The sequence below is a fragment of the Veillonella nakazawae genome, assembly GCF_013393365.1.
Taxonomy (GTDB): Bacteria; Bacillota; Negativicutes; order Veillonellales; family Veillonellaceae; genus Veillonella; species Veillonella nakazawae.
This window is the reverse complement of the sequence record NZ_AP022321.1, coordinates 543,218-569,281: the sequence shown is the minus strand read 5'-3', so window position 1 is coordinate 569,281 and position 26,064 is coordinate 543,218. Positions and strand designations below refer to the sequence as shown.

General features: G+C 38.9%; 23 protein-coding genes. 3 read left to right on the top strand and 20 right to left on the bottom strand.

Features of this window, described 5'->3' with window-relative positions:
* Window positions 1–63: 63 nt before the first annotated feature.
* The 16 genes from VEIT17_RS02460 to VEIT17_RS02385 form a co-directional block, all read right to left on the bottom strand.
* Window positions 64–1,164: an AAA family ATPase gene (locus tag VEIT17_RS02460; RefSeq protein WP_005385758.1), complete on the bottom strand. Its 1,101-nt coding sequence runs from the start codon at window positions 1,162–1,164 to the stop codon at window positions 64–66.
* A 13-nt stretch (window positions 1,165–1,177) separates the two neighbouring features.
* Window positions 1,178–1,984, bottom strand: coding sequence for a hypothetical protein (locus VEIT17_RS02455; RefSeq protein ID WP_039969021.1), 807 nt, complete (start codon window positions 1,982–1,984; stop codon window positions 1,178–1,180).
* 113 nt (window positions 1,985–2,097) lie between these two features.
* Entirely contained in the window at window positions 2,098–2,748 is a 651-nt protein-coding gene (locus VEIT17_RS02450) for a potassium channel family protein (protein WP_005385754.1), read from the bottom strand.
* 34 nt (window positions 2,749–2,782) lie between these two features.
* Window positions 2,783–4,144 (bottom strand): TrkH family potassium uptake protein, encoded by a 1,362-nt coding sequence (locus VEIT17_RS02445; RefSeq protein ID WP_178884610.1) that lies wholly within the window; start codon window positions 4,142–4,144, stop codon window positions 2,783–2,785.
* A 10-nt stretch (window positions 4,145–4,154) separates the two neighbouring features.
* Window positions 4,155–5,171, bottom strand: coding sequence for a carbohydrate kinase family protein (locus VEIT17_RS02440; protein ID WP_178884608.1), 1,017 nt, complete (start codon window positions 5,169–5,171; stop codon window positions 4,155–4,157).
* A 216-nt stretch (window positions 5,172–5,387) separates the two neighbouring features.
* Window positions 5,388–7,028 carry a heme anaerobic degradation radical SAM methyltransferase ChuW/HutW gene (gene hutW / locus VEIT17_RS02435; protein WP_178884606.1) on the bottom strand — a complete coding sequence of 547 codons (1,641 nt, stop codon included), beginning with the start codon at window positions 7,026–7,028 and terminating at the stop codon, window positions 5,388–5,390.
* A 19-nt stretch (window positions 7,029–7,047) separates the two neighbouring features.
* Window positions 7,048–7,566, bottom strand: coding sequence for a flavodoxin family protein (locus VEIT17_RS02430; RefSeq protein WP_005385737.1), 519 nt, complete (start codon window positions 7,564–7,566; stop codon window positions 7,048–7,050).
* A 45-nt stretch (window positions 7,567–7,611) separates the two neighbouring features.
* Complete coding sequence (locus VEIT17_RS02425) at window positions 7,612–8,406, bottom strand: energy transducer TonB family protein (protein ID WP_005385736.1); 795 nt, start codon at window positions 8,404–8,406, stop codon at window positions 7,612–7,614.
* Between the two features lie 2 nt (window positions 8,407–8,408).
* Window positions 8,409–8,816, bottom strand: a complete 408-nt coding sequence (locus VEIT17_RS02420) for an ExbD/TolR family protein (protein ID WP_039969325.1) — start codon at window positions 8,814–8,816, stop codon at window positions 8,409–8,411.
* 2 nt (window positions 8,817–8,818) lie between these two features.
* Window positions 8,819–9,436, bottom strand: a complete 618-nt coding sequence (locus VEIT17_RS02415) for a MotA/TolQ/ExbB proton channel family protein (protein ID WP_039969016.1) — start codon at window positions 9,434–9,436, stop codon at window positions 8,819–8,821.
* 35 nt (window positions 9,437–9,471) lie between these two features.
* Entirely contained in the window at window positions 9,472–14,559 is a 5,088-nt protein-coding gene (locus VEIT17_RS02410; protein WP_178884604.1) for a TonB-dependent receptor domain-containing protein, read from the bottom strand.
* Window positions 14,560–14,828: 269 nt separating this feature from the next.
* Window positions 14,829–15,719 carry a helix-turn-helix domain-containing protein gene (locus VEIT17_RS02405; RefSeq protein WP_178884602.1) on the bottom strand — a complete coding sequence of 297 codons (891 nt, stop codon included), beginning with the start codon at window positions 15,717–15,719 and terminating at the stop codon, window positions 14,829–14,831.
* A 301-nt stretch (window positions 15,720–16,020) separates the two neighbouring features.
* Window positions 16,021–16,416 carry a YbaN family protein gene (locus VEIT17_RS02400; RefSeq protein WP_178884600.1) on the bottom strand — a complete coding sequence of 132 codons (396 nt, stop codon included), beginning with the start codon at window positions 16,414–16,416 and terminating at the stop codon, window positions 16,021–16,023.
* Window positions 16,416–17,783, bottom strand: a complete 1,368-nt coding sequence (locus VEIT17_RS02395; RefSeq protein WP_178884598.1) for a PTS ascorbate transporter subunit IIC — start codon at window positions 17,781–17,783, stop codon at window positions 16,416–16,418. The genes VEIT17_RS02400 and VEIT17_RS02395 overlap by 1 nt, the downstream gene beginning before the upstream one ends.
* A gap of 31 nt (window positions 17,784–17,814) precedes the next feature.
* Window positions 17,815–18,090, bottom strand: a complete 276-nt coding sequence (locus VEIT17_RS02390) for a PTS sugar transporter subunit IIB (protein ID WP_005385725.1) — start codon at window positions 18,088–18,090, stop codon at window positions 17,815–17,817.
* 12 nt (window positions 18,091–18,102) lie between these two features.
* Window positions 18,103–18,567 carry a PTS sugar transporter subunit IIA gene (locus VEIT17_RS02385; protein ID WP_024047885.1) on the bottom strand — a complete coding sequence of 155 codons (465 nt, stop codon included), beginning with the start codon at window positions 18,565–18,567 and terminating at the stop codon, window positions 18,103–18,105.
* 357 nt (window positions 18,568–18,924) lie between these two features.
* Between VEIT17_RS02385 and VEIT17_RS02380 the strand changes: the two genes are divergently transcribed.
* Genes VEIT17_RS02380 through VEIT17_RS02370 form a run of 3 tightly spaced genes read left to right on the top strand, consistent with a single transcriptional unit; the run spans window position 18,925 to window position 21,729 of the window.
* The gene (locus VEIT17_RS02380; protein ID WP_178884596.1) at window positions 18,925–19,932 is read left to right on the top strand and encodes a FecCD family ABC transporter permease; all 1,008 of its coding nucleotides are present in this window, start codon (window positions 18,925–18,927) and stop codon (window positions 19,930–19,932) included.
* 26 nt (window positions 19,933–19,958) lie between these two features.
* The gene (locus VEIT17_RS02375) at window positions 19,959–20,705 is read left to right on the top strand and encodes an ABC transporter ATP-binding protein (RefSeq protein WP_178884594.1); all 747 of its coding nucleotides are present in this window, start codon (window positions 19,959–19,961) and stop codon (window positions 20,703–20,705) included.
* A gap of 19 nt (window positions 20,706–20,724) precedes the next feature.
* Complete coding sequence (locus tag VEIT17_RS02370) at window positions 20,725–21,729, top strand: ABC transporter substrate-binding protein (protein ID WP_178884592.1); 1,005 nt, start codon at window positions 20,725–20,727, stop codon at window positions 21,727–21,729.
* Between the two features lie 234 nt (window positions 21,730–21,963).
* Here the strand turns inward: VEIT17_RS02370 and VEIT17_RS02365 are convergent, their stop codons facing one another.
* From VEIT17_RS02365 to VEIT17_RS02350, 4 genes are all read right to left on the bottom strand, one after another.
* Window positions 21,964–22,137 carry a hypothetical protein gene (locus tag VEIT17_RS02365; RefSeq protein ID WP_173015018.1) on the bottom strand — a complete coding sequence of 58 codons (174 nt, stop codon included), beginning with the start codon at window positions 22,135–22,137 and terminating at the stop codon, window positions 21,964–21,966.
* Window positions 22,138–22,551: 414 nt separating this feature from the next.
* Entirely contained in the window at window positions 22,552–23,550 is a 999-nt protein-coding gene (locus VEIT17_RS02360; protein WP_178884590.1) for an inorganic phosphate transporter, read from the bottom strand.
* Complete coding sequence (locus tag VEIT17_RS02355; RefSeq protein ID WP_009351206.1) at window positions 23,543–24,172, bottom strand: DUF47 domain-containing protein; 630 nt, start codon at window positions 24,170–24,172, stop codon at window positions 23,543–23,545. The genes VEIT17_RS02360 and VEIT17_RS02355 overlap by 8 nt, the downstream gene beginning before the upstream one ends.
* Window positions 24,173–24,578: 406 nt before the next feature.
* Window positions 24,579–26,048 carry a [FeFe] hydrogenase, group A gene (locus tag VEIT17_RS02350; protein WP_178884589.1) on the bottom strand — a complete coding sequence of 490 codons (1,470 nt, stop codon included), beginning with the start codon at window positions 26,046–26,048 and terminating at the stop codon, window positions 24,579–24,581.
* Between the last annotated feature and the right edge of the window lie 16 nt (window positions 26,049–26,064).

Sequence of the window (26,064 nt, the reverse complement as noted above, 5' to 3'; positions counted from 1 at the left end):
CAATCATTCGCTAAATTTCTTTATCCATATAGACAGCTTCATTTAGTTAACTATGGAGCAGAACTATTTTTGTGCTTCAAAGAAGGTATCGATGAACAAGTCATCTTCAATGGCATAAGCGAAAACACGTTCGTATGTGTTACGCAAGTCTTTCATAACTGCTACGCGTAGATCACCTGGATACAATGTAAGGAATTCAATGAAGTGATGAACTTCTTCGGCATTGCTATTGCGGTTTAAACGATGCAACATATTTTTAGCCGCTACGTATAAGCGTGTTGGACTTTCACCTTTAACCTGTTCAGCCATAGACATAATGGCCCCTGGCTTTTGAACCGCCACCAATACATCATCAAAGGTAATAAGTGGTTCTTGGTCTGACTCGATAAAGTTTACAAACGCCTCGGCAATGAGTTTACCTACATTACCGCGGATAACATTCATAAATACATCGCGACTATAGGCTGAATCTTCTTGGTTTTTATAAATCGTATACAGGCCAGATACGCGTTCAAAGGAGCGTGGTGTCGCATCAATATCATCTTCATGTCGTTGATTTAAATACTCTGGATAGGAAGAAATGAATTCGATAACTTTTTCCTCAATACCAGCACTTATAGCCCAGTCAATCCATTGCATATAATCAGCATTCATATAGAGCCATACAAAACGGTTTTGTTGTGCCGGGTCCATGTCGATAGTTTGGTAGTCAAAAGAATCCTCAGGGTTCATAGCGGCGATGATACGCACTTGATCACTTAAAGAGAAGCCATTGATTTCACGATTCAAGATAAGATTCATTAACTCCTGTTGTACTGCATGTTCAGCACGGTTAATTTCATCGATAAACAGTAATACTTGACGACCTTTATCCACAGCTTGAGCCACATGTTCCAACGTATGATGTACAGCATACACTGTAGTCTTTACAGAATGTGTGTTACCACGACCATCTGTATGTGTTACAGATTCTACAGTTGGTAAACCACCAATTTCACCTTCTTTTAAAAGATTTCCATCAATGGTTACCAATTCCCAGTCATGCACAGTAGCTACGCGTGCCGCAAGAGATGTTTTACCAATGCCCGTTTCACCAACGAGCAAAGGCACTTGATTAGCAGCAAGCACTAATTCTACACTTGCCATTGTATCTATAAAGTTCATTGTGTCTCCATTTCTAATACTTCAAATATTCACTGACTGCAATTTTCTTAACAGCCCTAGTTCCATAAGCGTCTATAAGTGACAATAGGTCGATATGCCATTTAGATTGGCGACCACCGATAGCTTGGTTGTTAATCAATTCACGAATATAGTCTTCATCAGCTGTATCACTAGAGATGGCGCTAATGATGATCGATTTAATTTCGTCCACAGTGACACCTAAATTATTTGGTATATACCCTAGTGTGGCAGCACTTACACCAAATAGGTGCAATGCCAAGTCCTTTGTAAGCTTTGTAATTTGCCGCATCGCTTGAGAATCTTGTTTAACTGCTGCTTCTAATACGGCTACGCTAGGCTCATCAATATAACGTAATGCCAAGTAATTCTCTTTAACTGCTTGCAATTGTACGGCTTCACTAGGCTCCTTAATATATTGCAAAGCATCGTAGTTAGACTTTACAGCTTCTAACTGCAGTGCTTCAGATGGATTTGCAATATAGCGAATAGCCCACCCAGATTGATTGAGTGCACATTGAACAACTGCATCGGATGGGGTATCGATATATTCTAAAACAGCCCAATCTTTTTTCACCAAGGCCTGTAATAGTTCTTCTGTAGGATGTTCCACGAATTGTATGGCTCGTGGTGATTGTGAAAGCGCCGTTTCAATAACCTTTTCGGTAGGTTCTTTAATGTATTGCAACAACATGCCATTTTGAGCTACGCAGGTAAGTTGCATTGCTTCTGTAGGGTTTGGAATATTCCGAATTCCATGGGGGTTATTGGTCAGCGCCGTTATGTATTGTTCTTCTGTCATACTAACCTTCATTTCTATTTAAAAAGGCCATACGAATACGTATGGCCTATACTGAATTCTATTTTTATTGTATCACATTTTTTCGATATAATTATATCTCTTTCGTATACTTACTACACCGTTAATGCATCTAAATCAGAATTATTCCCAATTACTAATAATTTATCATCTTCACCGAGAATGGTAATTGGGTTTGGTGGAACTTCTAAATCTTCACCGCGTCTTATGCCTACTGCATTAAGATTATATTTCTCACGCAAATTAGAATCCTTTAAATTAGATCCTACCAAGAATGTTGGCACCTTAATTTCTATGAGACTAATATTTTTAGATAGTTGTAAATAATCCATCACATGGTCTCTAGTTAAAAACTGTACGAGGCGTAATGCCATATCGTATTCAGGGTAAATCACTTGATCTACACCTATTTTATGAAGCATTTTGCCTTGTATATTATTTTCAGCCTTGGCCACAATTTTAGGTGCATTTAATTCTTTAAGAAGCATAGCTGTCATTAAATTAGCTTGAAGATTTCCACCTATAGCCACAATAACCATATCAAACTGGCTTAGGGCCAATTCTTTGATTGCCTCTTCATCAGTTGTATCTGCAACTATAGCATGTGTTATAAATGGCGAAATTTTCTGTACAACTTCTGGATCAATATCTACACCTAATACCTCATGCTCCATGGAAGCTAACATCTTGGCAACAGTGCCACCAAATTGACCAAGACCTATTACTGCTATCGTTTTATGTTTCATATATGACCTCTTTTATATTCAATCTAATCTATTTTTATAACAATACACGCTCTTCTGCATAGCTAATTGGTTTAGTCGGTGCCGTTCTTAGCGCCCAAGTACCAATAACAGTCATAACCCCTACACGACCTGTAAACATAACAAGCATCAACACCCATTTACTACTTTCAGATAAATTAGGTGTAATACCCGTTGTAAGACCTACGGTCCCAAAGGCAGAAGTTACCTCAAAAAGCAGTCGAATAAAGTCATATGGCTCATCCCAAGCCAAATAACAAGTAGCAAATAAAACAAAAAGGATAGATAAAAAGATTATCCCATTTGCCTTAAGTACAGTAATCAACGAGATACGACGTTCAAAAACCTCTGTATCAGAACGGTTATTAAATAATGTACGCGATGCTAGAAAAGCGACGGCAATAGTACTAATCTTAACACCGCCCCCTGTAGAGTTAGGACCTGCCCCAATAAACATAAAAATGATGGTAATAAACAGTGTAATTGGATGTAAATCATTATAATCTACAGTTGCAATCCCCGCTGTACGAGGTGTAATCGATTGAAACAGAGATGCCATGATCTTGTTCCATATAGGTAAAGGACCAAACGTTTTGGGATTCGCCCACTCAACCCCCAAGAAAATAATAGTCCCTAAAAGGATGAGCGCCGTTGTACCAACTAACATTATTTTTGTATGTAGTTTTAAATCTACAAATCGTCGTAGCTTGCGATGCGACCAAATATCAAAAGTTGCGAGATACCCAAAACCACCTATTACAATAAGGGCCATTGTATTCATATTAAATAATACATCGCCCACCATAGCATAAGGTAGATCATTATCAAAGAATATAAATCCTGCATTACAAAAGCTGGAAATAGATTGCATAATCCCCGTATATAAAGCAGCATCACCAATATAGGGATATAGCTGAATGGTATAGATAATACCCCCAATTATTTCGACACAAAAGGTATAAATGGTTAGCTTCTTCGTAATGTGTAGAAGCCCTTTCATGCCATCTTGCCCTACATCTTCTGACAAAAGCACGCGATTTTTCAGACCTACCCGTCGCCCTAATACTAGAGCAATAATAGTGGTAAAGGAAACAATCCCTAAACCACCTAATTGGATAAGGATTACCATGACGATTTTGCCAAACAAGGACCAATGATGATAGGTATCTACTGTTGACAATCCAGTTACAGAAACACAAGATACTGCGGTAAAAGCTGCATCTACAAGCGTTGTACTAAGGCCTTGAGCATGTGATATGGGCAACATGAGTAATATCGTCCCTATAGTCATGGTAGCAAAAAAGCTAAGGGCTAATAGGCGATAAGGATTTTGTTGCATATATTGCTGAACTTGATTTTTTGAAGTATTTTTCCACATAACTATAGTCCTATCCTATTAGTTCCTGCACTGACTTTAACGTTGGTAGTGGACTGCGCCCGCCTATGCCTTGTGTATTTAAAGAAGCTACTGCAGATGCAAAAATAGCGGCCTTCTCTAAATCAGAATGTGCACAAGCTTTGAGCAACTCTACAGCATGTATAGATGCACGGTCATGCTTAGTCGTCGAAGTTGTGTCTTGCCCCTTCATATGATTAATTGTATATACTAAATTAGCTAGAAAAGCACCATGAAAGCTATCCCCAGCCCCCGTTGTATCTACTACGGTAGATTGAGTAAATGGTTCACATCGATAAAATGTTCCATCAGGCCAAACAAAATAACTACCATTTGCACCATCCGTAACACCTGCAATACATGCACCTCGTTCATGAATGATACGACAAGCCTCTTTTAGATTAGTTGTGCCCGTATATTTTTCAGCATAATCACGAGCTACGATAACGATGTGACTGGCTTCAGTAATAGGCTTCATGTCTTCATCGTAACGCTGAGCACCACCATCTAAAGAAATGATAGTGCCTACCTCTTTTGCAACGGCCATAGCAGAGCGCATGAGTTGGCGATGTCGACCATTGATATGCAGAATATAGGCAGATCCTATCAGCTGCTTATGGGTATCTAAAAACTCAGGCTCAGTTGCAGTAGACCGTTCAAAAAATACAGCACGCTCACCAGTACTCTGTTTTACGAGGATTGTTGCCACACCGCTCTTCGCACCGCGTTCAACTTGAATTGCCTCTGTATTAACATTGTATTTTTCAAAGTCATCTAATATATGACGACCTACCATGTCATCACCAATGCTATCAATTATAGCGGTACGGGCACCATATTTTCCTGCTACCGCTAGTGCTGTAGCCACTGGCCCACCACCATCTGTAGTAGACGATACGACTTGTTGTACCTCACGACCTGTAGGATAATGATCGACGACGATAAATCGATCTAATGTACTGGCACCTATGCCAACAATATCTATATGTTTTTGAGGAAATGTACTCATACTAATCTCCTAACTCCGAAACCACAACGATTCATACAACAATTATACTCTAGCTCTTTTATTACAGAATACCTTTCACCTTATAAAAAGTAAACCCCAGACTATCGTCTGGGGCTACTTTGTACTACAAAATGTACTGTATGTCACGTAGTTTGTCTTGTTTAGTATATGTTGTGTGTGAGAAAGGTTGTTAGATATAAGGTGTACTATAACAGGTTAAGACATCATACGCTCCATCATATATTCAATTTCATCAGCACTCAAATTGTACATAGCCTGTACCATTCGCTCTGCTGACTCACCAGATGCACCGCTTTTCGCAATTTCTGCTTTTGCCTTAGCTATAAGGGCTTCCTTGCGTTGTGCTTCGGAATCTTCATCTGTTGGTACGGAAATATTAGCTTTACCTTGACCAATACCACGTACCTCTTGGTTAGGATTATCTTTAGACGTTGTTTTCGTATCTTGGGCGGCCACCGCTTCCATAGCGAAGGAGTTTTTACCAGTTATGATATACTCCACAGCCTCCAAGGTACTTTGTGTAAGATTTACCGTCCAGAATTCACCAGCTGCAGTCAATTTATAAAGTAACCCATTGTAAGCTACAAGACCACGTTCTTCCCATAATTTATAGAGCCAGTTTAATTCTTCTAGTCTTGGCTCTAGTGTTACCAAACTCATAATATTGAGGAACCCTTGTTCAAGTTGGCTTACCACTTGATTTACGACGGGTTGTAACTCACTTTGTTTCATAAGAGCCATGAATGGTTTTTCACCGCGAATAACCATATCTTCGTATGGCTTTAATGCACGATGTAACATCATGCCGTACCCATCCACATTACCACCGGCACCGCTACCAAATGGGAACATAGGCACGCCCGCTTTAGCCAAGATATTATACAAGCTACGTTCACGATTATTAGCACTCCAGTGAGCAGCACTCAATCGGCGATAGGAACGCTCATTAAGGTACTTACGACCGAATTTGAACATATCCCCTTGCATAGCTGTCGTCGCAGCAGCTGGCACCTTACCGTTTGCAATATCTTTATTAAGATCACTGCCATCAAATACGTTCAATTGATATAGGTCAGCACCATCTACGCCAGAGATTACTAAATCAGCTAGATCTTGTTCCCAAACCTCCATAGTTTGACCAGGCAAACCATAGATTAAGTCGATAACAACAGAACATTGACCATAGGCTTTCAACGCAGCCAGCCGTTCTAATACGGTTTCTTTCGTATCTAGACGGCCTACCATTTGACGAACTTCTGTGTTGAAAGATTGTACACCAATAGACATGCGGTTTACGCCGTTTGCCATCCAAACATCGAGATTTTCAGGAATCAAATCGTGAATACGGCCTTCTAAGGTAAGCTCATAATCGTTAGCTAGTGGCAAATATTCTTTAATTGCTTTTAGCAATCGTTCAGAGTTTGCTGGAGATAACGATGTTGGTGTACCACCGCCAATAAATAGGGCGTGGATTAATCCATCTTTTAATCTTGGACGCTCACTAGCTAGTTTTAACTCGCTAACAAGACCATCAATATATTGGTCCTCTACGTTTTGACTCGTACCGTTTTGGAAGAAGCCACAATATGTGCATTTAGTCTTACAAAACGGAATGTGAATATAGGCGCATTGCATTTCACCCTTTTTCGGTGTGCCATTCATTAAGGTATCCCAAACGGCTTGTGTTTCCTTTGGCGAAACTAAGGTGCCATTTAGCCCTGCATGAACAACCCGTTTATGAGGGAATGCACCACTCATCGGATTATCGCATTCTAAACCTAATTGTAGATTGCGTTGTTTCTCCGGAATGGATTCAAAGAAACTTGCTAAACTCATACTCCAATCCCCTTTCAGTTTAGGCTTGCAACTTTGCAAGTACAGATTTCGTAAATTCTTTTGCATTTGCAAAGTCTTGTTCGTCTGGATGCGTTTCAGCCGCTTTATGTAAGGCATCGCGTTCAGGGCTTTGACCATGAGCAGATCCAGGTGGGAACATTTTATACATCATTTCAATGACTTTTGGATCAATTTTACCTTGGCATACGAATCCATCTACAAGGGACTCTTTATTTTGTAGTAATTCAGATGCTTTATCAATACTTTCACGAGCATGATCAGAATCTGCATACATACCTAATGTAGCAAAGAATACGATGTTAGGATTCTTCAAAGTTTCAATTAACTTAGCAGCCTCTTTATTTGCTGTACCACGGTCTACCCAGAAACCTACGAAAACAGTGTCATAATCAGCTAAATTCTCAGGCGCCTCTTTTACAGGAACGCAAGGTGTACCTTCAGGCATTACAGAAGCCATTGCTTCCGCCACCCTTTTTGTATTTCCCGTGAGGGAAGAATATAAAATAATTGATTTCATAATTAGCTCCTTTAATTCATAGATAGGTCTATTACATAGATACTTCTATTCATCTTCATCATCAGATGATTCATGACCTCTAAACTCAACTGGTACCTTGATATCGATATCTGCTCCAGTTGGATTTTTATATGGTGTTGCGGCCACTACGGCAGACATTGCCGCATCATTGAATATTTCATTTGTAGAATATACGATACTTTGTCCAATAAGACTACCATTTGTATCAAGTGTTACTTGTACAGTCACATCGCCTTGTAATTTTCTTTTTAAAGCCATGGAAGGCATTTGTGCATTATCTTGCACTCTTGCACGGAATCCTTCTACATCAAATGCAGCTTTCACCGTACCATGACCGTCACCTTTACCAGTGCCGTCACCCTTACCATTCCCCTGACCTTGGCCATCACCATTGCCAGTGCCATCACCTGTACCGTTTCCACCGCCAGAGCCGCCACCATGTCCGGGGCCGGAACCACCTGTGGAATTATCACCAGAGGTATTACCTTTATGTTCGCCGCCTTTCGGGGGTACATCTACTGCATCAGGAATATCTCTTGCAGTAGATGGATCAACATTTGCTACAACAGCCTTTGTTCTTGCCGCTACTTCATCAGCCGATAATGGTTTAGGGAATAGGTCTGACCTGTTTCCGCCACCACCGCCGGCATGACCACTGCCGCCATCATCGAGCACACTTTGTGTGAGGTCGATTTCATAAGTTTCCATGTCTTGAATTGCTGGAACCACTACGAAAAAGATTACGGCAATAAATAGAGCAATAAGATGAACTACGGCGGATATAATGGCTGCTTTTTTCCATGATATGCCTAGTCCCATAGTTATCCTTTCTGTTCAGCTGCAATAGCCAAGCGTTTAACACCAGATTGCTTTAGCATATCCATAATCGCTACTACTTGACCATGAGCTGCACGTTTGTCGGCTTGTAAGATAACACTAGCGTTAGGATTTTCTTGAATCCGTTGTTTAATCATAGCTTCTGCTTGATCAATACTCATTGGATTGTTATCAATTGTAATATGCCCTTCCGCATCAAGTGTAAATACAACTGGTAACTGAGCCGGTGCAGATGCACTAGTAGCTTGTGGTAATTGTACAGATAATGCTTTTTGAGCCACTGTTTGTAAGCTATTCATCATGAAGAATACCAACAAGAAGAAGATAATATCAATCATTGGGATAATCATGAATTCAGGCTTTGTTTTCATACGAAAGCTTTGTAAGTTCATAATCATTTCCACCCTTCTCGCTTAGCGCTAACAATGCTAACACACATATTTTCAATTTGGTTAATGATAGCATCCAAACGATGACTGAATACTGTATATACAATAAAGGCCATGATGGCTACGCACAAACCAGATGCTGTAGCGATGAGGGCTTCACCAACACCACCAGTAATAGCAGATGCGCCCGCACCGGAGTCGAGGATACTGAAAGAACCAATCATACCTGTTACTGTACCTAATAGGCCCAATAATGGAGAGATTGTAACGGTAGCACTGAGATAGTCCATATATTTACGGAAGCCTACTGCGTCTACGCCCATTTGGTCAGCAAAGGCTGTTTTCATAGCTTCCTCGCTAGAAGCATTATGTAAACCTGCTTCTGCAATACGGCTCGCAATAGATGGGTTTTCTTTGATTACTTTATCAATTTCTGCCCAATTTTGTAATTTTGCTAGTTCATTGACTGCATGGGTAACAACGAAAGTTTTACCGGCATATTTGTGATAGTAGAAAGCTCGTTCTGCAGCGATAGCGATAACCATGAAAGACAAGAGTAATAATGGATACATTACATATCCGCCGCTATGAAACAAGTGAATGACATAATTTAAGTTTTCCATATTAGTAACCTTTCTGCCTGTTTACAGACTGAACATTAGAACCTGTAGGTCCCTTGAATTCTTGTATAATCGCCTAACTTAAAGCTTTCACTACCATATAACGTATCTCGTTTATTAGTACCTTTCGCATCAAATGTGTAGAATGCTTCAAGGAGTAAATCCTTGCGAGGCACATAGCCAGCACCGAATGTAAAGCTGCGAATACCGTCGAGATAACGATCCGGAACTGCACCACTACCATTACCACCGAAGAAGGAGCCATGTTCAAAGTATTTGTAATCGATGAACGCATTCCAAGATTTAGGAATATCTAGGTCGGCACGACCAATATCTAGACGAGCCATCCAGAAGTGTGGTGTACCACCCATTTGATGACCTTTAAGAGCAAAGTCGGCTGTGCCACGTTCGTGTTGGTATACAGTGTTACCATTTAAATAACGACCCAAGTTGGAACGGTTTTGACCGTAATCAACGGTAACAGATGCATTAGCACCTAACTGATATTTAGCACCGATACCGAATACATGAGCTACATTGGAGAAGCTATATTCATCATTACCGTTGCCATTTGCATTTAGGTATGTATGCGTTTTACCGCCAAAGGAGCGTAAATACCACGCTTGTAACCCAAGACGAGAGCCTATTTGTTTCTTGTATTGAACAAAGGCAGCTTTATCAATAGCTGGTACAGTATCTTTTTCAAGAACTACCCCTTCTGTACGAATCAAGTTACCAATGATCTTACCAATCGCTTCACGTGGTAATTTGTTTTCAGACTCTGCATCATGTACAACCTTTTCAAGATTATACATATAGTTGAACAATGCATTTGGCATGCCCCAACCATAGTAAGAACTACCTTCACCCCAGTCATTAGAGGACATTGTAAAGTTCTTTTTGTAAATTGCATCTTTAGCATCATAATCACTAAATACATAACTACCACTATCGTATTTATATGTTTTAGCACCTAAGTAACCAGTGAACTCATAATCACTAGCTGGTTGTCCATAGTAATCATAAGATTGTTTGAATGTGCCATCTGGCTGTTTAACCCAAACCACATCAAGTTCACTATTGTTATAGTTGCTCCAGTTATCTGTAGCATTATATTTAGCAATTTCTGCTACGGATTGATTAATCTCGTCACCATGTTTTTCAACATAGGCTTTAGGATTTACTAAAGCATCTTTATTATCAGCAGATACGATAAGACCTTTAGCCTTTTCTTTTAAGTATTCAGGGTATAAAGAAGAGTTCACATTATACATAATGTCCCCGGTCTTATAGAGTTTTTCCCCTGTATTCTTATTAGTGATTTCATACATTGCATAACCACCAGATGGTATATCGAGGGAGAATTTCTTCTCAGCCATATCTGTAGGGTATGCCTTAGCAAGAATATCTTGTAAGCGGCTCATCACTTGAGCTTGTTTTTGTTGTGTTTCCACAAGCTTAGCATTTGCCTTTTCAAGCTCTTGATCGCGATTTGGATTACTCCAGCTTAAATCCAAGGTTTCTTTATAAGCTTCATATTCAGCTTGCAATTCTTTCAGTTGTTGATAGAAGTAAATGCTATCTGTCTTACCTTTATAAGTAGAATCATAAATACCATTAGGGCTATCTGGTGCAGCTGTATCTTCACTAGATTTTTTCTCACCATCAGAACCGGTTTTAGTAGCACTTTCAATATCGTATGGGAACTCATCGCGATTAATACCGATTAACTCAGCCGCTGTTGGCGGTCTGTAGATAACTTCATGTACTGCGTGAGTATAGGCAGAATCAGTGATACCTGTACTATGTTTGAAAGTACCAACACCGATACGAACTTGAGAGTCATGGCCATTCCAAACGGCACGAACACCGTCATAAGATTGACCGAACCAATAGCCACTCGCACCCATAGGCTCTGTTAAGCGGCCCACAGATACGTCCCATTTTTTAACGCGTCTCGTGAGATCCACTGTATCGAGTCGTTGATGGTTAAAGCCTTTAGAATCAGATTGAGTCCAGCTTGTATCTACACCACTCATGCCAGTCGCACTGCCGATAACTTTGAGGTTTGTAAACTCATTAAGGCGTGCATCGAAGCCAAGGCGCAAGCGTTGTTCAAAGCTATGACGATTAGCATCGTACATATTCGCTTTCGCAGAACCGATAGCGGAGTTAGCTCTAAATGGAGATTGCGGTCTGTTAGAACCATCATGTGCCATCCAGCGCGCTCTGTAGTCGCCAACTAATGTAACACCACGCTCTTTTGTGGTATCAAAATCAGAATGAATAAAGTCAGTTAAACGAACTACATCAGCTACATTTTGTACACCAGATTCTGCATTTACTACTTCGCCATTAGCGCCATTAGGTGTATTGGCCCCTACTGCATTAACAGTTGTGCCATTCTTGGATTTGCCGATTGCTGTAGTTTTGCTGCTGTCACCACCACCAAATTTAAGGTTAACGCCCAAGCGATATACCCGTTCTTGTGTAGCACGGTCATCATCGCGATGGTTAAAGATATTGTTGATACCAAAGTACATCATGGCATTTTTATTAAATCGTTTTTGAACCATTACGTTCCAAATGCCAAATGTTTTCTTTTCATAGGTTTGCTTATTATAAACGCCTGCATCACCGGACAAGATATCTGGCCAGTAGTTACCGCCATTGTTAAGGGTATTACTATCAAGCATGTTGATATAGTAATCACCCCAAATGGATCCATTCCAACCGGATTTAGGATTGTCATAAGTAATACCGATGTCAACTTTGTGCATAGGCTTATCAAGCAATTGACGAGGCATACTTGGATCACTCTTGTTGATGGCATGCAAGTATGTATAACCTAACTTACCAGACCAATATTTGCCGAACTTTTGTTGTACTTCCGCTTGAACACCTGTGATTTCTGCTTTACCAATATTTTTAAAGCTGTAAATCATATCTGGTGCCCGTTGGTACTTCGCATCGCCTTTGAGGTATGGTGCAAAGTCCATGAAGTCCCCTGTGAAGTATACAGACATATAGTTCTTGATGCGGTTGTGGAATACGCCTACGCGAGCGTAAGTATTTTTATTTTCACCTTCCAAGCTCATATCAAAGTTGACAGATTTTTCAGGTTTTAAATTAGGATTACCAGCCCAGTACCAGCCGAGTTTCGCTACACCAATCCCTACAGGGTTAGACGCGTACATTTCCCAGTTATACCACAATTCACCCATACCAGGCTCTGTATAACCAGTACCTACATTGGCTTTAAATCTACGGTGTGTATTACCATTTACGTTATAGGTCATCCCCAAGGATGCAGACAAATTGGAACCAAATAGACTACTGTTATCAAAGCGAAGAATTGGAGATAATGTTAAGTTTTTATTTACTTGCCAAGTATCAGAAATATAAGCGTTTAACTTGCGGATTGAACCGCTACCAGTAGTCAATCGTTGGTCTCGATTACGGTACTCTTCTAAGAAAGCTTTACCATTTAACTTAGGCGCTTTTTTACGCATTTCTGGGTCATTGGACTCGCCATATTTAAAGTAGTCACCTACGATATTGGCACGTGTAGCAGATAATACGGGATTTTCTGCTTTTAAACGATCTTCTAAAGCTTTATAACGAGCTTTAAACTCATCCGTTACAGGTTGATTATTAGGGGATGTACTAGACCAATCACTTAATCGACTTTCAGATAAACCATAATTTATATAGTCATCGTATGTAATACCTGGTTTTTGAGCATCTGTTTCAGCACCATAGTATTCATAATCCATATCCCATTGTGGCATGCCACCACCGGAATTGATGAATTTGTAGTCATGGATGTGAGAATATACCTTAATACTGTTATCACCTTTACGTCTTACAAGACGATCAAGTTTATCTACTAGCAAGCTCTTATCGTAATCCCATGGATCGATGTACATAGTGCTTGTATTAGGGGAACTCTTCAATCGGCTACCAGAGCCTTCTTCACGAGCATAGCTCACGCCGTAGCTAAGCAGATGATTTTTATTGAGCTGTGTGTTTGCATTAGCTCGAATGTCTAATTGACGGTGATCGATATTATCGATATAGCGTAACTCATTGGAGCCTTCATAAGCAGAACGACCAGTATAACTAATGAGGGCTACGTCATTTTCTTTGATGCGGGAGTAGTTAGTTTCAACAGTCCAGTCGCTTTTACCAGCTCGAGAGGACCATTGCAAGTTTGCTGTATTACGGTCCGCAGTACGTTTGAAATGTTGTTGTGGCTCTAAATCGGAGTCAGAGTGTTTAACATCGCGTACAAGATCTTCTGTATAACGGTTGAGACGCATTTCAAATTTATTTTTATCGTTTGCATCATAAGTTGCTACAAGACCAATATCTGCCGCATCACCATAGTAACGAAGTACATTTGGTTTGAAGTTATGCTTAGCATAATCAAAAGCCATACCCGAGTCACGACGTTTAACGGATGCTAAAACAGGCATAAGATCACGTTTACTACCAGATAAACCGACCTTTAATTTCCCCATTTGACCAGAGTCGGCACGAATGAAAAAGTTTTGGAATGGGAATGCATCACCATCACTCTTGCGTCGCATACCTTCTGCATTTAATTGCAAAGATGGTTTCTTTTGTGCCTTTTTAGTGATGATATTAACTACACCACCTATAGCATCAGAACCGTATTTAGCACTGGCAGCACCTTGAATAACTTCTATACGTTCAACATTTTCTGTACCTAGCCGTTGGACTTCGTCTGCTGCACCAGAGTACTTATCAAAATCGCCGAGTACGGGTTGACCATCTACAAGGATCAGTGTGTGACGCGCTTCGGCACCGCGGATAGATACACCAACACGGCCCATAGCATCAACAGTTCTAGATACACCTGTTTGAGTAAATATAATATCTTCGACGGACTTCGCCTGTTTCTTTTCAATCTCTTTCTTAGTAATGATTTGCACTTGCTGTGAGTTCAATTTTGCTTCTTCTTCTGCCCATGTTCCTTTAACATGAACAACATCCGTAGTAACAGTCGCATTCCCCGCCCACACTACAAGCGGTGCACTAAGCCACAAGGCAACTGCACTAGACAGAATAATGCTACGTTTTGCATGTCCCCACCGGTTCATTGTGCCCTCCTCAATTTCTAACTAACCATATGTTTTGTATCTCATACACAAAATAAAAAAGATACACTTCAGCAACACATAATGACATTGAATATCATTTACATTTTAATGTTAGCAAAGTGTATCTTGCATATCTACTCCGAAAAGACCAAAAATATACATTTCGGACAATATTAAGTTTTTATAACCTACTAGTTCTAGACCTTAAACACTTATATTTTAAATATTACTAATACTATAATGCATGTCTTGGTTTAGTTTGAAGGTATTTATACTTTACGATAAGCACTAGGCGTTACACCTGTGGCCTCTTTGAATGCACTAGTAAATTTACTACCATTCTCGTAGCCTACGGCATTAGCAATTTCTAAAATAGATTGATCTGACTCTTGAAGCAAGTGCTTAGCTGCATTAATACGACATTCCTTTAAATAGTGATGGATTGTCGTACCATATACCCCTTTAAAACAACGCTTTAATGTTGATGTAGGAATATCAAATTGGTCAGACAAGGAATCTATGGTTATCCGTTTCATAAACTGTGTAGATATATATTCATTAACAGCTTTTACAATATCTACTTGTTGTTTACGATAGGAGCTTCTCTTTTCATGATTAGTTGTAGAAATAACAGATAACAGTAAGAAGATTTCAATAACTTTTAATTTAAAATAGTGCCCCTTAATTTGATCAGGCACTTTATATAAACTAGAAAAAATCTGACGAACAGATTCCGTCTCTTCCATCATCATACCAAAGTCAGAATGCTCACAGAATCGATTTGCTAATTGAGTCAAATCGATGCGCGCTTCAGTCACAAGTGCATCTAATACGGGTTGAGCCTTTTCAACATCTACGAGTAATACAATCCCTTTAAAGAGCTTTGTAGGGAAGTAGTTCTCATGTTGATAATCAGCATGAATATGCCATCCTATGGACATATCACCGGGCCCCATATATAAATAATCACCAGATGTAAACTTGCACTCAATGCGCCCCTCTTCACAATGATTTATGGCAAACGTCTTTGTATGTGATTTTGCATAAAATTGAATTGTTTCTTGCTTCACATCAAGGAACATCAAATCGATACCGTCAAACACTGTATGTCTCGACATAGAATTTCCTGCATGTGAAACTGCATGATTATGTGGATTCATACGATCACCATATACACAAATACTATAAAAATTATTATATACATAATTATCATAGTATACTTATTGATATCCATTGTCAAATTTAAAATAGTAATAATTCATTTTTCTTTAATAATATAAGTTTTTCCTATTTGTAATCCATATAAGATATTTTCAGTAATATATAAGACTTTGTTCATTAGGCTCTATGCATTACACAGCCTACCTATATATTATTGATTTTACAATAAAAAAGCCTTGCAAGTTAAACCAATGCAGTCTAACTTACAAGGCTATATTCAGAATTATCAGAGATAATTCTTTATTTTTTTGTTTTTACAATAAAGGCTAATGCTATAACATGACCAATCCATACAAAGGCCATAACACCAAGTGCAATGGGCATATTTTGACTAAAATAGGCACCAATTGCCATTATTGTACTAACCGATAAGAGAATGGATAACTTTGTCCGCAACGTTAACGCTTTATCACGTTCATAAGCACCAACAGTCTTTTGATATAAACTAGACTCCAAAAACATCTTATGGAATCGTTCAGATCCTCGAGCTAAACAAAATAATGTTAGCATATAAAACGGAACTGTTGGCAACAGTGGTAGTACGATACCTGCTGTACCGAGACCAAAACTGATTGCACCGATGGCCAGAAATACATATCTAACTACAACATTACTATGTTGCTCAGTTGTTTTCATTACTCCTCTTCTACGTAGTTAATAACTTTACCTTTTGTTTTAATAAAGTTTGGAATAATAAGTACAAAAGCTGCAATGGCTACGATACCATAGATACCAGCCATACCGATCCATTCGAATGCATGACCTAATACAAGACCCATTACTGCAAAGTCTGCATCACCAAATGTTGTATTTTGGAAACCTAATTGACCAAGAACTGGCAATGCCAATGCTGGTAAGAAGGTAATCGCCAAACCATTAAGGAATGCACCTACTGCAGCACCACGACGGCCGCCTGTAGCATTACCATAAATGCCTGCTGTTGCACCACAGAAGAAATGAGGTACAAGACCAGGAATGATCAATACACCACCTACAGCACCAAGGATGAGCATGCCGATGATACCGCCGATAAAGGAGCTAATGAAGCCCAATACTACAGCCGTTGGAGCATATGTAAAGAATACGGCACAGTCTACTGCTGGGATAGCATTAGGGATAATTTTTGTTGCAATACCTTGGAAAGCAGGAATTAAATCACCTAAGATCATACGTACACCAGAGTATACGATTGTTACACCTACAGCAAAGTTCATAGCGCTCATAACAGCATATAAGTAAGGACTCATATCACCAGATAAAGTAGCTACAAACTCAGAACCAGCTGCAAAGGCTGCAATCAAGTAGAATACGATCATAGTCAATGCTGTAGATAATGTAGAGTCACGTAAGAAACCCCATTTTTCTGGAATTTCAATATCCTCTGTACTATCATCTGCTTTACCAACATATTTAGCAACCCAAGCAGATAAATAGTAACCTAAGCTACCAAAGTGACCGATAGCAATTTCATCACCGTCTGTAACTTTGGATGTATAACTTTGACCGATTGCTGGAGAGATAGCAGACCAAGCGCCCATCAAGAAACCACCTACAAGGATGAGTTCCATACCAGATAAACCTGCTGTACCAAGTACGGCAGACATAAGACATGCCATAAACAAGCTATGATGACCTGTTAAGAACACATATTTGAACTTGGTGAAACGAGCAATACATAAGTTCATCAATAAGCCTACAACGAGAATAGACATCGTTTCAACACCAAGTACCTTTTGCGCTACAGCTACGATAGCTTCGTTGTTTGGTACAACGCCAGTAATGTGGAAGCCATGCTCAATCATCTTACCTAGTGGATCAAGGTTATTAACGATAACACCTGCACCGGCTGCGAGCATCAAGTAGCCAAGAATAGGTTTTAATGTACCGGTCATTACCTTATGAAACGGACGTTTCAAGGCAATTAAACCTATACATGACATAATACCAATCAAAAGTGCTGGTTGAGACAGCACATCGCGTAAGAACTCTAATACCATTTCCATGGCACTACCTCCTATATATAGTTGTTACATTTTATTGAGCTGCTTGTTTCAATGCATCAAGAATATCTTCAGTGATTTTCTTTTTATTAATATAGCTGCGAACAATAGCGACATTCTTATCTTCAAATTGTTCCGCTAACTCTTTTACGGTTACAATAAGGTCTGCTTTACGGCCTTGTGCGGCATTAAAATCAATAGATTCAACTTGTGCATCAATACCATTTTCAGCACAAATCTCTTCAATTTTCATTTTTAGCATCAAGCTAGAACCAATGCCATTACCACATACAGTTAATACAGAAATCATACTTGCCTCCTCCTAAACGTATTCTTGATCTTCTAAACGCTCTGCCAAGAATTCTTGTACATCTTCAATACTTTCAAAATCAGCTGCTGCATCTAAAAACTCGTCATCTTCAAATAACGTAGCAATATCAGTCAACAATTGAATATGTTCATCCTTGTTAGGAGCACATAAGAATAATGCAACAGAAACCGGATCGTTATCAGGGCTACCAAAGTTTAATGGTTTTTCTAAGGTTACTAAAGCAGTACCTACACGTTTTGCCCCATTTTCCGGGCGAGCATGTGGCATAGCAAGACCTGGTGCCAATACAATATATGGCCCCATTTCACGTACAACCTCTACCATAGCCTCTGTATAAGATGGATCAGTAAAACCTGCATCAACCATAAGTTGACCACCGTGACGAATTACCTCTTCCCACGTTTCTGCAGGATAATGAAAAGATACATTATCCTCAGATAGTAAATCTTGTAACAAGCTAACACCTCCTAAATTTACTCACGTATATACTTGTATTATATCTATTCTTACAGTTTTTTCATATAACAAAATAGGAATACGGTAATAAAAACAAATAAAAATAACATTTTACCTATTATTTTATTAATAGATTACCCCAAATTAACGAACGAATATTTATCCTTATTTCTAAATTTTTATTAACACTAAAATCCTATTTTAAATTTCACTTCGAGCGCAATTTTAATAAGACTCTCTATAGAATTATACTTATTATAATCAATACCTATACACCTATGTATATTGTATATATATAGAAAGTTCTCTATACTTAGATAAGGTTATATTACCTATACAATAAAATAAGGAGATTTTATGCAAACTTCTATAAAAGCATTAATACTATGTGTAATATTATGTATTTCATTGGTAACGGCCTTACAATTTGGCTCCACATTTATTTCTTTAGATCAAATCATTCCTGCACTTATGGCTATGATGGACCCAAATGCCACCACATCCATGACAAACACAATTATTACAGATATTCGTTTGCCTAGGCTCATCTACTCAGTACTAACAGGTATAGGCCTATCCCTTGTAGGTTTATTAATGCAAACGGTAACTAGAAATGCTCTAGCAGATCCCTATGTATTAGGTGTTTCATCGGGTGCTAGTACAGGTGCCGTATTTGCTATCATCATGGGCGGTATTCCACTACTAGGGGCCTATAATACGCCTGTTTTTGCAGCCCTAGGTGCAGCTCTCTCTATTATCTTGGTATTGCTCTGTGTTGGTAAAAGCAACAGCCCTGTGAAGCTCATCCTCATCGGTATGGGCATGACGGGGATATTCTCGGCTTTAACTATGATGATTATTTACGGAGCCAAGCACGAGGCACAAGTTCGAAGTGCTATGTTCTGGCTCCTAGGTAGCTTCGCAGGCATTCAATGGGGTGATTTACCATTAACGGCTATCATTGTAACCTTGTTTATACTATACATCTATATGTTTAATCAAGATCTTGATGTGCTACTACTGGGTAATCATGAAGCAGCACAAATGGGCTTATCAGTTAAACAGTTACAGCTAAGCATCGTTATTATATCCTCTATTGTCATTGCCACATTAGTATCAAAAGTGGGTGTAGTCGGTTTTATAGGACTCATAATTCCACACCTAGCTAGAATTATAGGTGGTCCTAAGCATAGAAACACATTACTTTTTAGTGCTCTAATCGGTAGTATCGTCATGATATGGTCAGATGTATTATCAAGAGCCCTATATAGTCCGGAAGAAATCCCAATCGGTGTTCTTACATCCTTACTAGGGGCTCCACTCTTCATTTGGATTATTATGAATCGTTACAAACACAATGGTTAGTATATATTATATCTATAGGAGATACTATGTATCAAATTAATCAGCTGTCCTTCTCCTACGAGAAGAAAGAAGTGTTAAAGAATATTTCTGTAACATTTCCTAATAATAAAATTACAGCCATCATCGGGCCAAATGGATGTGGTAAGTCTACATTACTGAGCCATCTTTACCGACTACTACCATCAAAAGATAAAATCACATTGAATCAAAAGCCATTAGAGTCTTATAAAGGTCGTGAATTTGCTCAATTAGTAGCAGTGTTAACACAGTCTAGGGACTCTATGATCGATGATTTCCTCGTAAAAGACATCGTCCTCATGGGCCGTTATCCATATAAGCAACACTTCGGCACCTATAGCGCAGAAGATGTAAAAATCGCAGAGCACTATATGAACGAAGTAGGCATTACACATTTAGCTGACGAACAAATTCATCACCTCTCAGGTGGCGAGAAGCAACGCGTTTTTATTGCGAAAGCATTAACGCAAAAACCTCAAATACTTCTTTTAGATGAACCTACGAACCATCTAGATATGAAGTATAAGGTAGCACTTATGAAACAATTGCGAGCATTCAAAGGTACAACCATCGTAGTTCTACACGATTTAAACCTAGCTGCTCAATATTGTGATCATATCGTGATTATGAATCAAGGAACAATCCTAAAAGAAGGTTCCCCAACTGAGGTACTAACACCTGAAATCCTTGAACCTATATTTGAAGTTCCGTTCAAAACCTCTTGGGATGAAGGGCGCTATCACTTATATTATTAATTAAAAGAAAGGACTTACTATGTTTCAAAAATTAAGAAAATCAAAAAAATTGTTATTAGTTGCTATGGCATGTGCCACATTTGCTATCGCTGGTTGTGGTTCTGACACAACGAAGAACGCAGCTGACAATGGCAATGCAGTAACATGGAGTGAAACATTTGACGGTACAAAAACTGACTTTGCTGTAAAATCTTCCCCTACTCATGCTGTATCCATGTCTCAAGCAACGACAGAAATGATGCTTCAATTAGGTCTTGAAGACAAGATGGCTGGTACAGCTTTTAAAGAGGAAGAGATCTATCCACCTCTACAAGCCGCTTATGACAAGGTAAAAGTATTATCCGATAAATGGCCGTCCTACGAAGTATTCATGTCCGTAAAACCTGACTTTGCTACAGGCTGGCCAGACTCTTTCAGCAAACGAGCCATCCCTGCTGATAAAATGATTGCACAAAAGGTTAACATCTGGCTTCCTGAATCTATGCTATCTACAAAGGCCGACTTGGAAACTAACTTTAATGATATGATTAAATTAGGTGAAATCTTCGGTGTTAAACCTAAGGCTGAAGAATGGGTTGCAGGGCAACGTAAAACATTAGCCGCTATCCAAGATAAGTTAAAAGACTTACCTCGTAAACGTGTATTCATTTATGACTCTGAAGATGGTCAACCATTCACAGCCTTCGAAGGCTACACTACTAACATCTTGAAACTCATCGGTGCTGACAACGTAATGAGCGGCTTAGGTGTAGATAAAACATGGGCCAAAGGATCTTGGGAAACTGTAATTGCTCAAAATCCTGATTATATTATTATCGCTGACTACGGTACTTCTATTCGTAACGACGACGATTTCCAACAAAAAATCGAAAAAATAAAATCTAACCCTCAACTTCAAGACATTACAGCTGTTAAAGAAGGTCATTTCATTCGCGTAAAACTCTCTGAAATCACACCTGGGGTTCGTACTGTAGATGCCCTAAAACGTCTAGCCGAAGAGATTCACGGTGTAAAAATCGACTAATAAACTAATAATTCAGGAATTTGCTACGTAATATAAGGATTCCTAAAATTATAGCAATATAACAAACGAAAAAGGTCCCAATTCAAATGAATTGGGACCTTTTTCGTACTGCTTGTATTGCACACAGCATATTGTAGAGAGTAGAGATGTGTTGTAGTTGAAAGATTTTAAAATGGATTATTGTAAAATAGATGTAAAGTTTATTAAGTTGTATATGCTGTGACAATGCCTTTTTTATCTATTTCGATTATATTGTTGCCTATATCGTTTATCATTATTTGCCTTAATAGCCATAATTAATGGTTTGAGTGAAAGAAACTCTTCATCACTGAGTCGAATGGTTCTACCAATACGTTTAATCGGATTACGTGGGCGCCCGGCACCGCGTCTAGTTCCACCCCATGCCATATACATACCTCACTTTTCACTTGAAAAACTCCTTCTACCGATAGTATAACCGCTCATACATAAGTATGCAATATCTATTCATTATAAATAATCTCATAATAGTCTTTAAACGTGTAATAAACTGCATTTATTAATAAAATGCATAATCAAGAAAAGCACATATTTATAAGCATTTTCCTATTCTCAACTTGAATTGTAACATCAACGTTGCCAAATATAGATAAATCGCTTTTATAGAATATAGTATTTAAAATCTAATGTATACCTATATTCTTTGATTACATACTAGATACAACTAGTCAAATTGAAGTCTTAAAATCTCATCAACAAATGGGATAACTTAATCAATTTAATACTTTAACTACAGAAAAAAAGACTGCTTTCGCAGTCTTTTTATTTCTATATATGATTGTATTAACCAAATAGTAAATGACCTACTTCATATGCGATAGCTGCTACAATACCAGATAGTGGAATTGTTACAAACCACGCCAATACCATAGATCTTGCTACGCCCCAGTTAACAGCTTTCAAACGTTTAGAGGAACCAACGCCTAGCAAGGAACCACTTACAACGTGTGTAGTACTTACAGGTAAATGTAAGAATGTAGCTGTAAAAATAGTGATGGCAGAGTTTAAGTCAGCAGCAAAACCATTGATAGTTTCCAATTTGAAAATCTTAGTCCCCATAGTAGAGATGATTTTCCAACCGCCTACTGCTGTACCCATGGCCATAGCCGTAGCACAACAAAGTTTAACCCATACTGGTACCTCTAATGTATCGATAAAGCCGCCACTAAGTAATGTTAAGGTAATAATCCCCATCGCCTTTTGCGCATCATTAGAACCATGAGAAAAGGCCATCATGATAGCAGATACAATTTGCATGGATCTAAATCGATCATTCAATGTAATTGGAGAAAATCTACCAAAGATAAGCAACAATACTTTCATCACAATATAGCCACCAATCATGGCTACAATTGGAGATAAAATAAGGGATAAGAAAATCTTTATAATCCCTGCCTCATTTAAAGCATCGAACCCTACGGACCAACCTACAGCACCGATGATACCACCGATAAGAGCATGAGATGAGGAACTAGGAATCCCCCAATACCATGTAAGCAAGTTCCATGTTATGGCACCAATAAGAGCCGCTGAGATAATCGCACTATTAATGAGAGACGCAGACATTACGATGTCACCACCGATTGTCTTTGCAACGCCTGTACTAACCATGGCCCCCAAGAAATTGAGTGCCGCAGTCATCATAATTGCCTTTTTAGGCTCAATAGCACGGGTCGAAACAGATGTAGCAATGGCGTTCGCCGTATCGTGGAAGCCATTGATATAGTCGAAGGCTAACGCTAAAAATACTACTAGCCATACTAAATAATGAGCATCAAGCATATTTCAATACTACCCGGCGGAATGTACCAACCAAATCTTCGCAACCATCGATTACATCCTCCATGGCACTAAGGATTTCCTTCCATTTGATAATTTCAATAGGATCTGTACACTCAGTAAAGAGTTTAGCCATTTCTTCGTGGTAAATATTATCCGCTTCAGACTCAAGTTTCAATACTTGGTGTACACGGCCTTCTACCTTCACATGGTCCTTTTTAAGGCTACCCATATAACCAATAGATTTATTAATATGCTTAACGCATTTTACAACGATTTCACTCATACGGATAGCACCATCACTTGGCTTACCAACGTGGTACATAACCATTTTATCCATGATTTCTTTAATATTATCCAATGTAGTATCCAATTGGTCGATTAGAAGCTGAATATCTTCGCGATCCATTGGAGTGATGAATGTTTTACGCAAACGTTCTACAGTTTCGGTTACTAATTCATCGGCTGCTTTTTCCTTTGTATCAATTTCAAGAAAAGCCTCTTCTTTAGAGATTTCGCCTTTAAACACACGTTCCATCATCTCTGCGCTTTCATATGTAAGAGCAGCATGATTTTCTAAAATACTGAAAAATTTTTCTTCTTTTCCTTTTAATTTAAAAGCCATGAAGATCCTCCTGAAACAGTATTGATTGCTTCTATAAATATAATTTAATTATAGCACACTAACAATAATTCCTAAACAATTTACCATGCTCTATATTTTAACCCCTATGCGTATATGGCATATATAGTATCTCATTCTGTGAAAACAACTATAATAGTATTTACGTATCATAGGTGTACTTTCTAAATATTCTAGATCACAATAACTCGTAAGGTGAATAGTTCTATGATTCTTCATAACATCCCCTACAAGTCTAAAGACAATAAAAAAGCAGATAGCTGATAAATTATCAACTATCTGCTTTTTAACTTAAGCCACATACGAGCTTTTATAGTATATAGCAACTAATTACAACAGTTAACAGTTAGAAATACGGTTAATTATTACTGTTACTATTTTTTACCTATTAGTTATTAGCTTCTGCTGCAGCTTTAGCCGCTTCTGCTGCCTTTTTCAAATTAGGCACAGATGTTGGGCATGTAGCAGGCGTACAAGCACCATTAGGACCTAAGTCTTCTGCACGGCTCACAAATGTGGTATGTAACATGTGATGAGCTTTATGGCTCATAGGTTTGCCATCGAAGAACTCAGCATATAATTTTTGAATATCTGGATTATCACAAGCTGCTTTCACTTGTACCTCTGCATCGCGAGTATACAAGGACGCAATACGAGCTTCACGAGCTTTATCAGCCATCGGTAATTTAACGCGTGGTTGACCACCACCACCGATACAGCCACCACGGCAAGCCATTACTTCAATGAAGTCATAATGGATGTTTTCTGCACGCATGCGTTCGATGAATTTACGCAAGTTACCTGTACCATGAACAGCCGCTACATGTAATGTTTTATCACCAATCACTACGTCTGCTTCACGAGCACCATCCATACCGCGAATTGCTTCAAATGGGATCAATGTTTGAGGTGCATCTTCACCAGTTGCAAATTTGTAAGCCGCACGCATAGCCGCTTCCATAACACCACCAGTATTACCGAAGATGATACCACCACCAGATGCTTCACCCATCAATGGATCAAATGCAGAATCTTCTAATTCATCAAAGTTGATTTCTTCTGCACGTAACCATTTTGCAAGTTCACGTGTAGTAATACAGTAGTCTGTATCGCGCATTTCTGGTACATCCCAGTATTCAGCAGAGGAGTTCATTTCATCGCGACGAATTTCGAATTTCTTAGCTGTACAAGGTGTTACTGCAACAGCAACGATTTGTTTTGCATCAAGGCCCATTTTTTCAGCAAAATATGTTTTTTGTGTAGGCGCTTGCATTGCAATTGGACTCTTAGCTGTAGACAAGTTTGGCAAGAATTCTGGATAGAATGTTTCAGCAAACTTAACCCAAGCAGGACAGCAAGATGTGAATTGAGGCAATACCGCATCACTATTGATAACGCGTTCCAACAATTCAGATGCTTCCTCCATGATAGTCATGTCAGCACCAAAGTTTGTATCTAAAATATAGTCGCCACCCAATTTACGAAGAGCAGCTACCATTTTACCTTCTACGAATGTACCCGCATCAAGACCGAACTCTTCACCTAAGCCAACACGTACAGCAGGTGCAGTTTGGAAAACGACGATTTTATTAGGGTCAGCAATAGCTGCTTTTACTTCATCAATTTCAGAGCGTTCATTGATGGAATCGAATGGACAAATAGATGCACATTGACCGCAATGAATACAAATTGGATGATCCCCATTAGTTGTTAAGTCATAATAATCAAATACGCCCATGTCTACAGCACAAGCTTTACGACATAAAGAGCAGTTTTTACATTTGGACAAATCTTGAACTAATGCAATATTACCGTCTTCAATAGGTACACGACGGTCTAAAAATTGGTACTTACTCATGAGTTCCTCCTACTTA

What these genes read in the sequence shown, in the direction of transcription:
- VEIT17_RS02455 (WP_039969021.1), bottom strand. Translation starts at nt 1,984, where the DNA reads ATGACAGAAGAACAATACATAACGGCGCTGACCAATAACCCCCATGGA.
- VEIT17_RS02425 (WP_005385736.1), bottom strand. Translation starts at nt 8,406, where the DNA reads ATGGGACTAGGCATATCATGGAAAAAAGCAGCCATTATATCCGCCGTA.
- VEIT17_RS02410 (WP_178884604.1), bottom strand. Translation starts at nt 14,559, where the DNA reads ATGAACCGGTGGGGACATGCAAAACGTAGCATTATTCTGTCTAGTGCA.
- VEIT17_RS02390 (WP_005385725.1), bottom strand. Translation starts at nt 18,090, where the DNA reads ATGATTTCTGTATTAACTGTATGTGGTAATGGCATTGGTTCTAGCTTG.
- VEIT17_RS02445 (WP_178884610.1), bottom strand. Translation starts at nt 4,144, where the DNA reads ATGTGGAAAAATACTTCAAAAAATCAAGTTCAGCAATATATGCAACAA.
- VEIT17_RS02400 (WP_178884600.1), bottom strand. Translation starts at nt 16,416, where the DNA reads ATGAAAACAACTGAGCAACATAGTAATGTTGTAGTTAGATATGTATTT.
- VEIT17_RS02375 (WP_178884594.1), top strand. Translation starts at nt 19,959, where the DNA reads ATGTATCAAATTAATCAGCTGTCCTTCTCCTACGAGAAGAAAGAAGTG.
- VEIT17_RS02405 (WP_178884602.1), bottom strand. Translation starts at nt 15,719, where the DNA reads ATGAATCCACATAATCATGCAGTTTCACATGCAGGAAATTCTATGTCG.
- VEIT17_RS02350 (WP_178884589.1), bottom strand. Translation starts at nt 26,048, where the DNA reads ATGAGTAAGTACCAATTTTTAGACCGTCGTGTACCTATTGAAGACGGT.
- VEIT17_RS02380 (WP_178884596.1), top strand. Translation starts at nt 18,925, where the DNA reads ATGCAAACTTCTATAAAAGCATTAATACTATGTGTAATATTATGTATT.
- VEIT17_RS02415 (WP_039969016.1), bottom strand. Translation starts at nt 9,436, where the DNA reads ATGGAAAACTTAAATTATGTCATTCACTTGTTTCATAGCGGCGGATAT.
- VEIT17_RS02460 (WP_005385758.1), bottom strand. Translation starts at nt 1,164, where the DNA reads ATGAACTTTATAGATACAATGGCAAGTGTAGAATTAGTGCTTGCTGCT.
- VEIT17_RS02365 (WP_173015018.1), bottom strand. Translation starts at nt 22,137, where the DNA reads ATGGCATGGGGTGGAACTAGACGCGGTGCCGGGCGCCCACGTAATCCG.
- VEIT17_RS02360 (WP_178884590.1), bottom strand. Translation starts at nt 23,550, where the DNA reads ATGCTTGATGCTCATTATTTAGTATGGCTAGTAGTATTTTTAGCGTTA.
- VEIT17_RS02440 (WP_178884608.1), bottom strand. Translation starts at nt 5,171, where the DNA reads ATGAGTACATTTCCTCAAAAACATATAGATATTGTTGGCATAGGTGCC.
- VEIT17_RS02420 (WP_039969325.1), bottom strand. Translation starts at nt 8,816, where the DNA reads ATGAACTTACAAAGCTTTCGTATGAAAACAAAGCCTGAATTCATGATT.
- VEIT17_RS02395 (WP_178884598.1), bottom strand. Translation starts at nt 17,783, where the DNA reads ATGGAAATGGTATTAGAGTTCTTACGCGATGTGCTGTCTCAACCAGCA.
- VEIT17_RS02355 (WP_009351206.1), bottom strand. Translation starts at nt 24,172, where the DNA reads ATGGCTTTTAAATTAAAAGGAAAAGAAGAAAAATTTTTCAGTATTTTA.
- VEIT17_RS02370 (WP_178884592.1), top strand. Translation starts at nt 20,725, where the DNA reads ATGTTTCAAAAATTAAGAAAATCAAAAAAATTGTTATTAGTTGCTATG.
- VEIT17_RS02450 (WP_005385754.1), bottom strand. Translation starts at nt 2,748, where the DNA reads ATGAAACATAAAACGATAGCAGTAATAGGTCTTGGTCAATTTGGTGGC.
- VEIT17_RS02430 (WP_005385737.1), bottom strand. Translation starts at nt 7,566, where the DNA reads ATGAAATCAATTATTTTATATTCTTCCCTCACGGGAAATACAAAAAGG.
- hutW (WP_178884606.1), bottom strand. Translation starts at nt 7,028, where the DNA reads ATGAGTTTAGCAAGTTTCTTTGAATCCATTCCGGAGAAACAACGCAAT.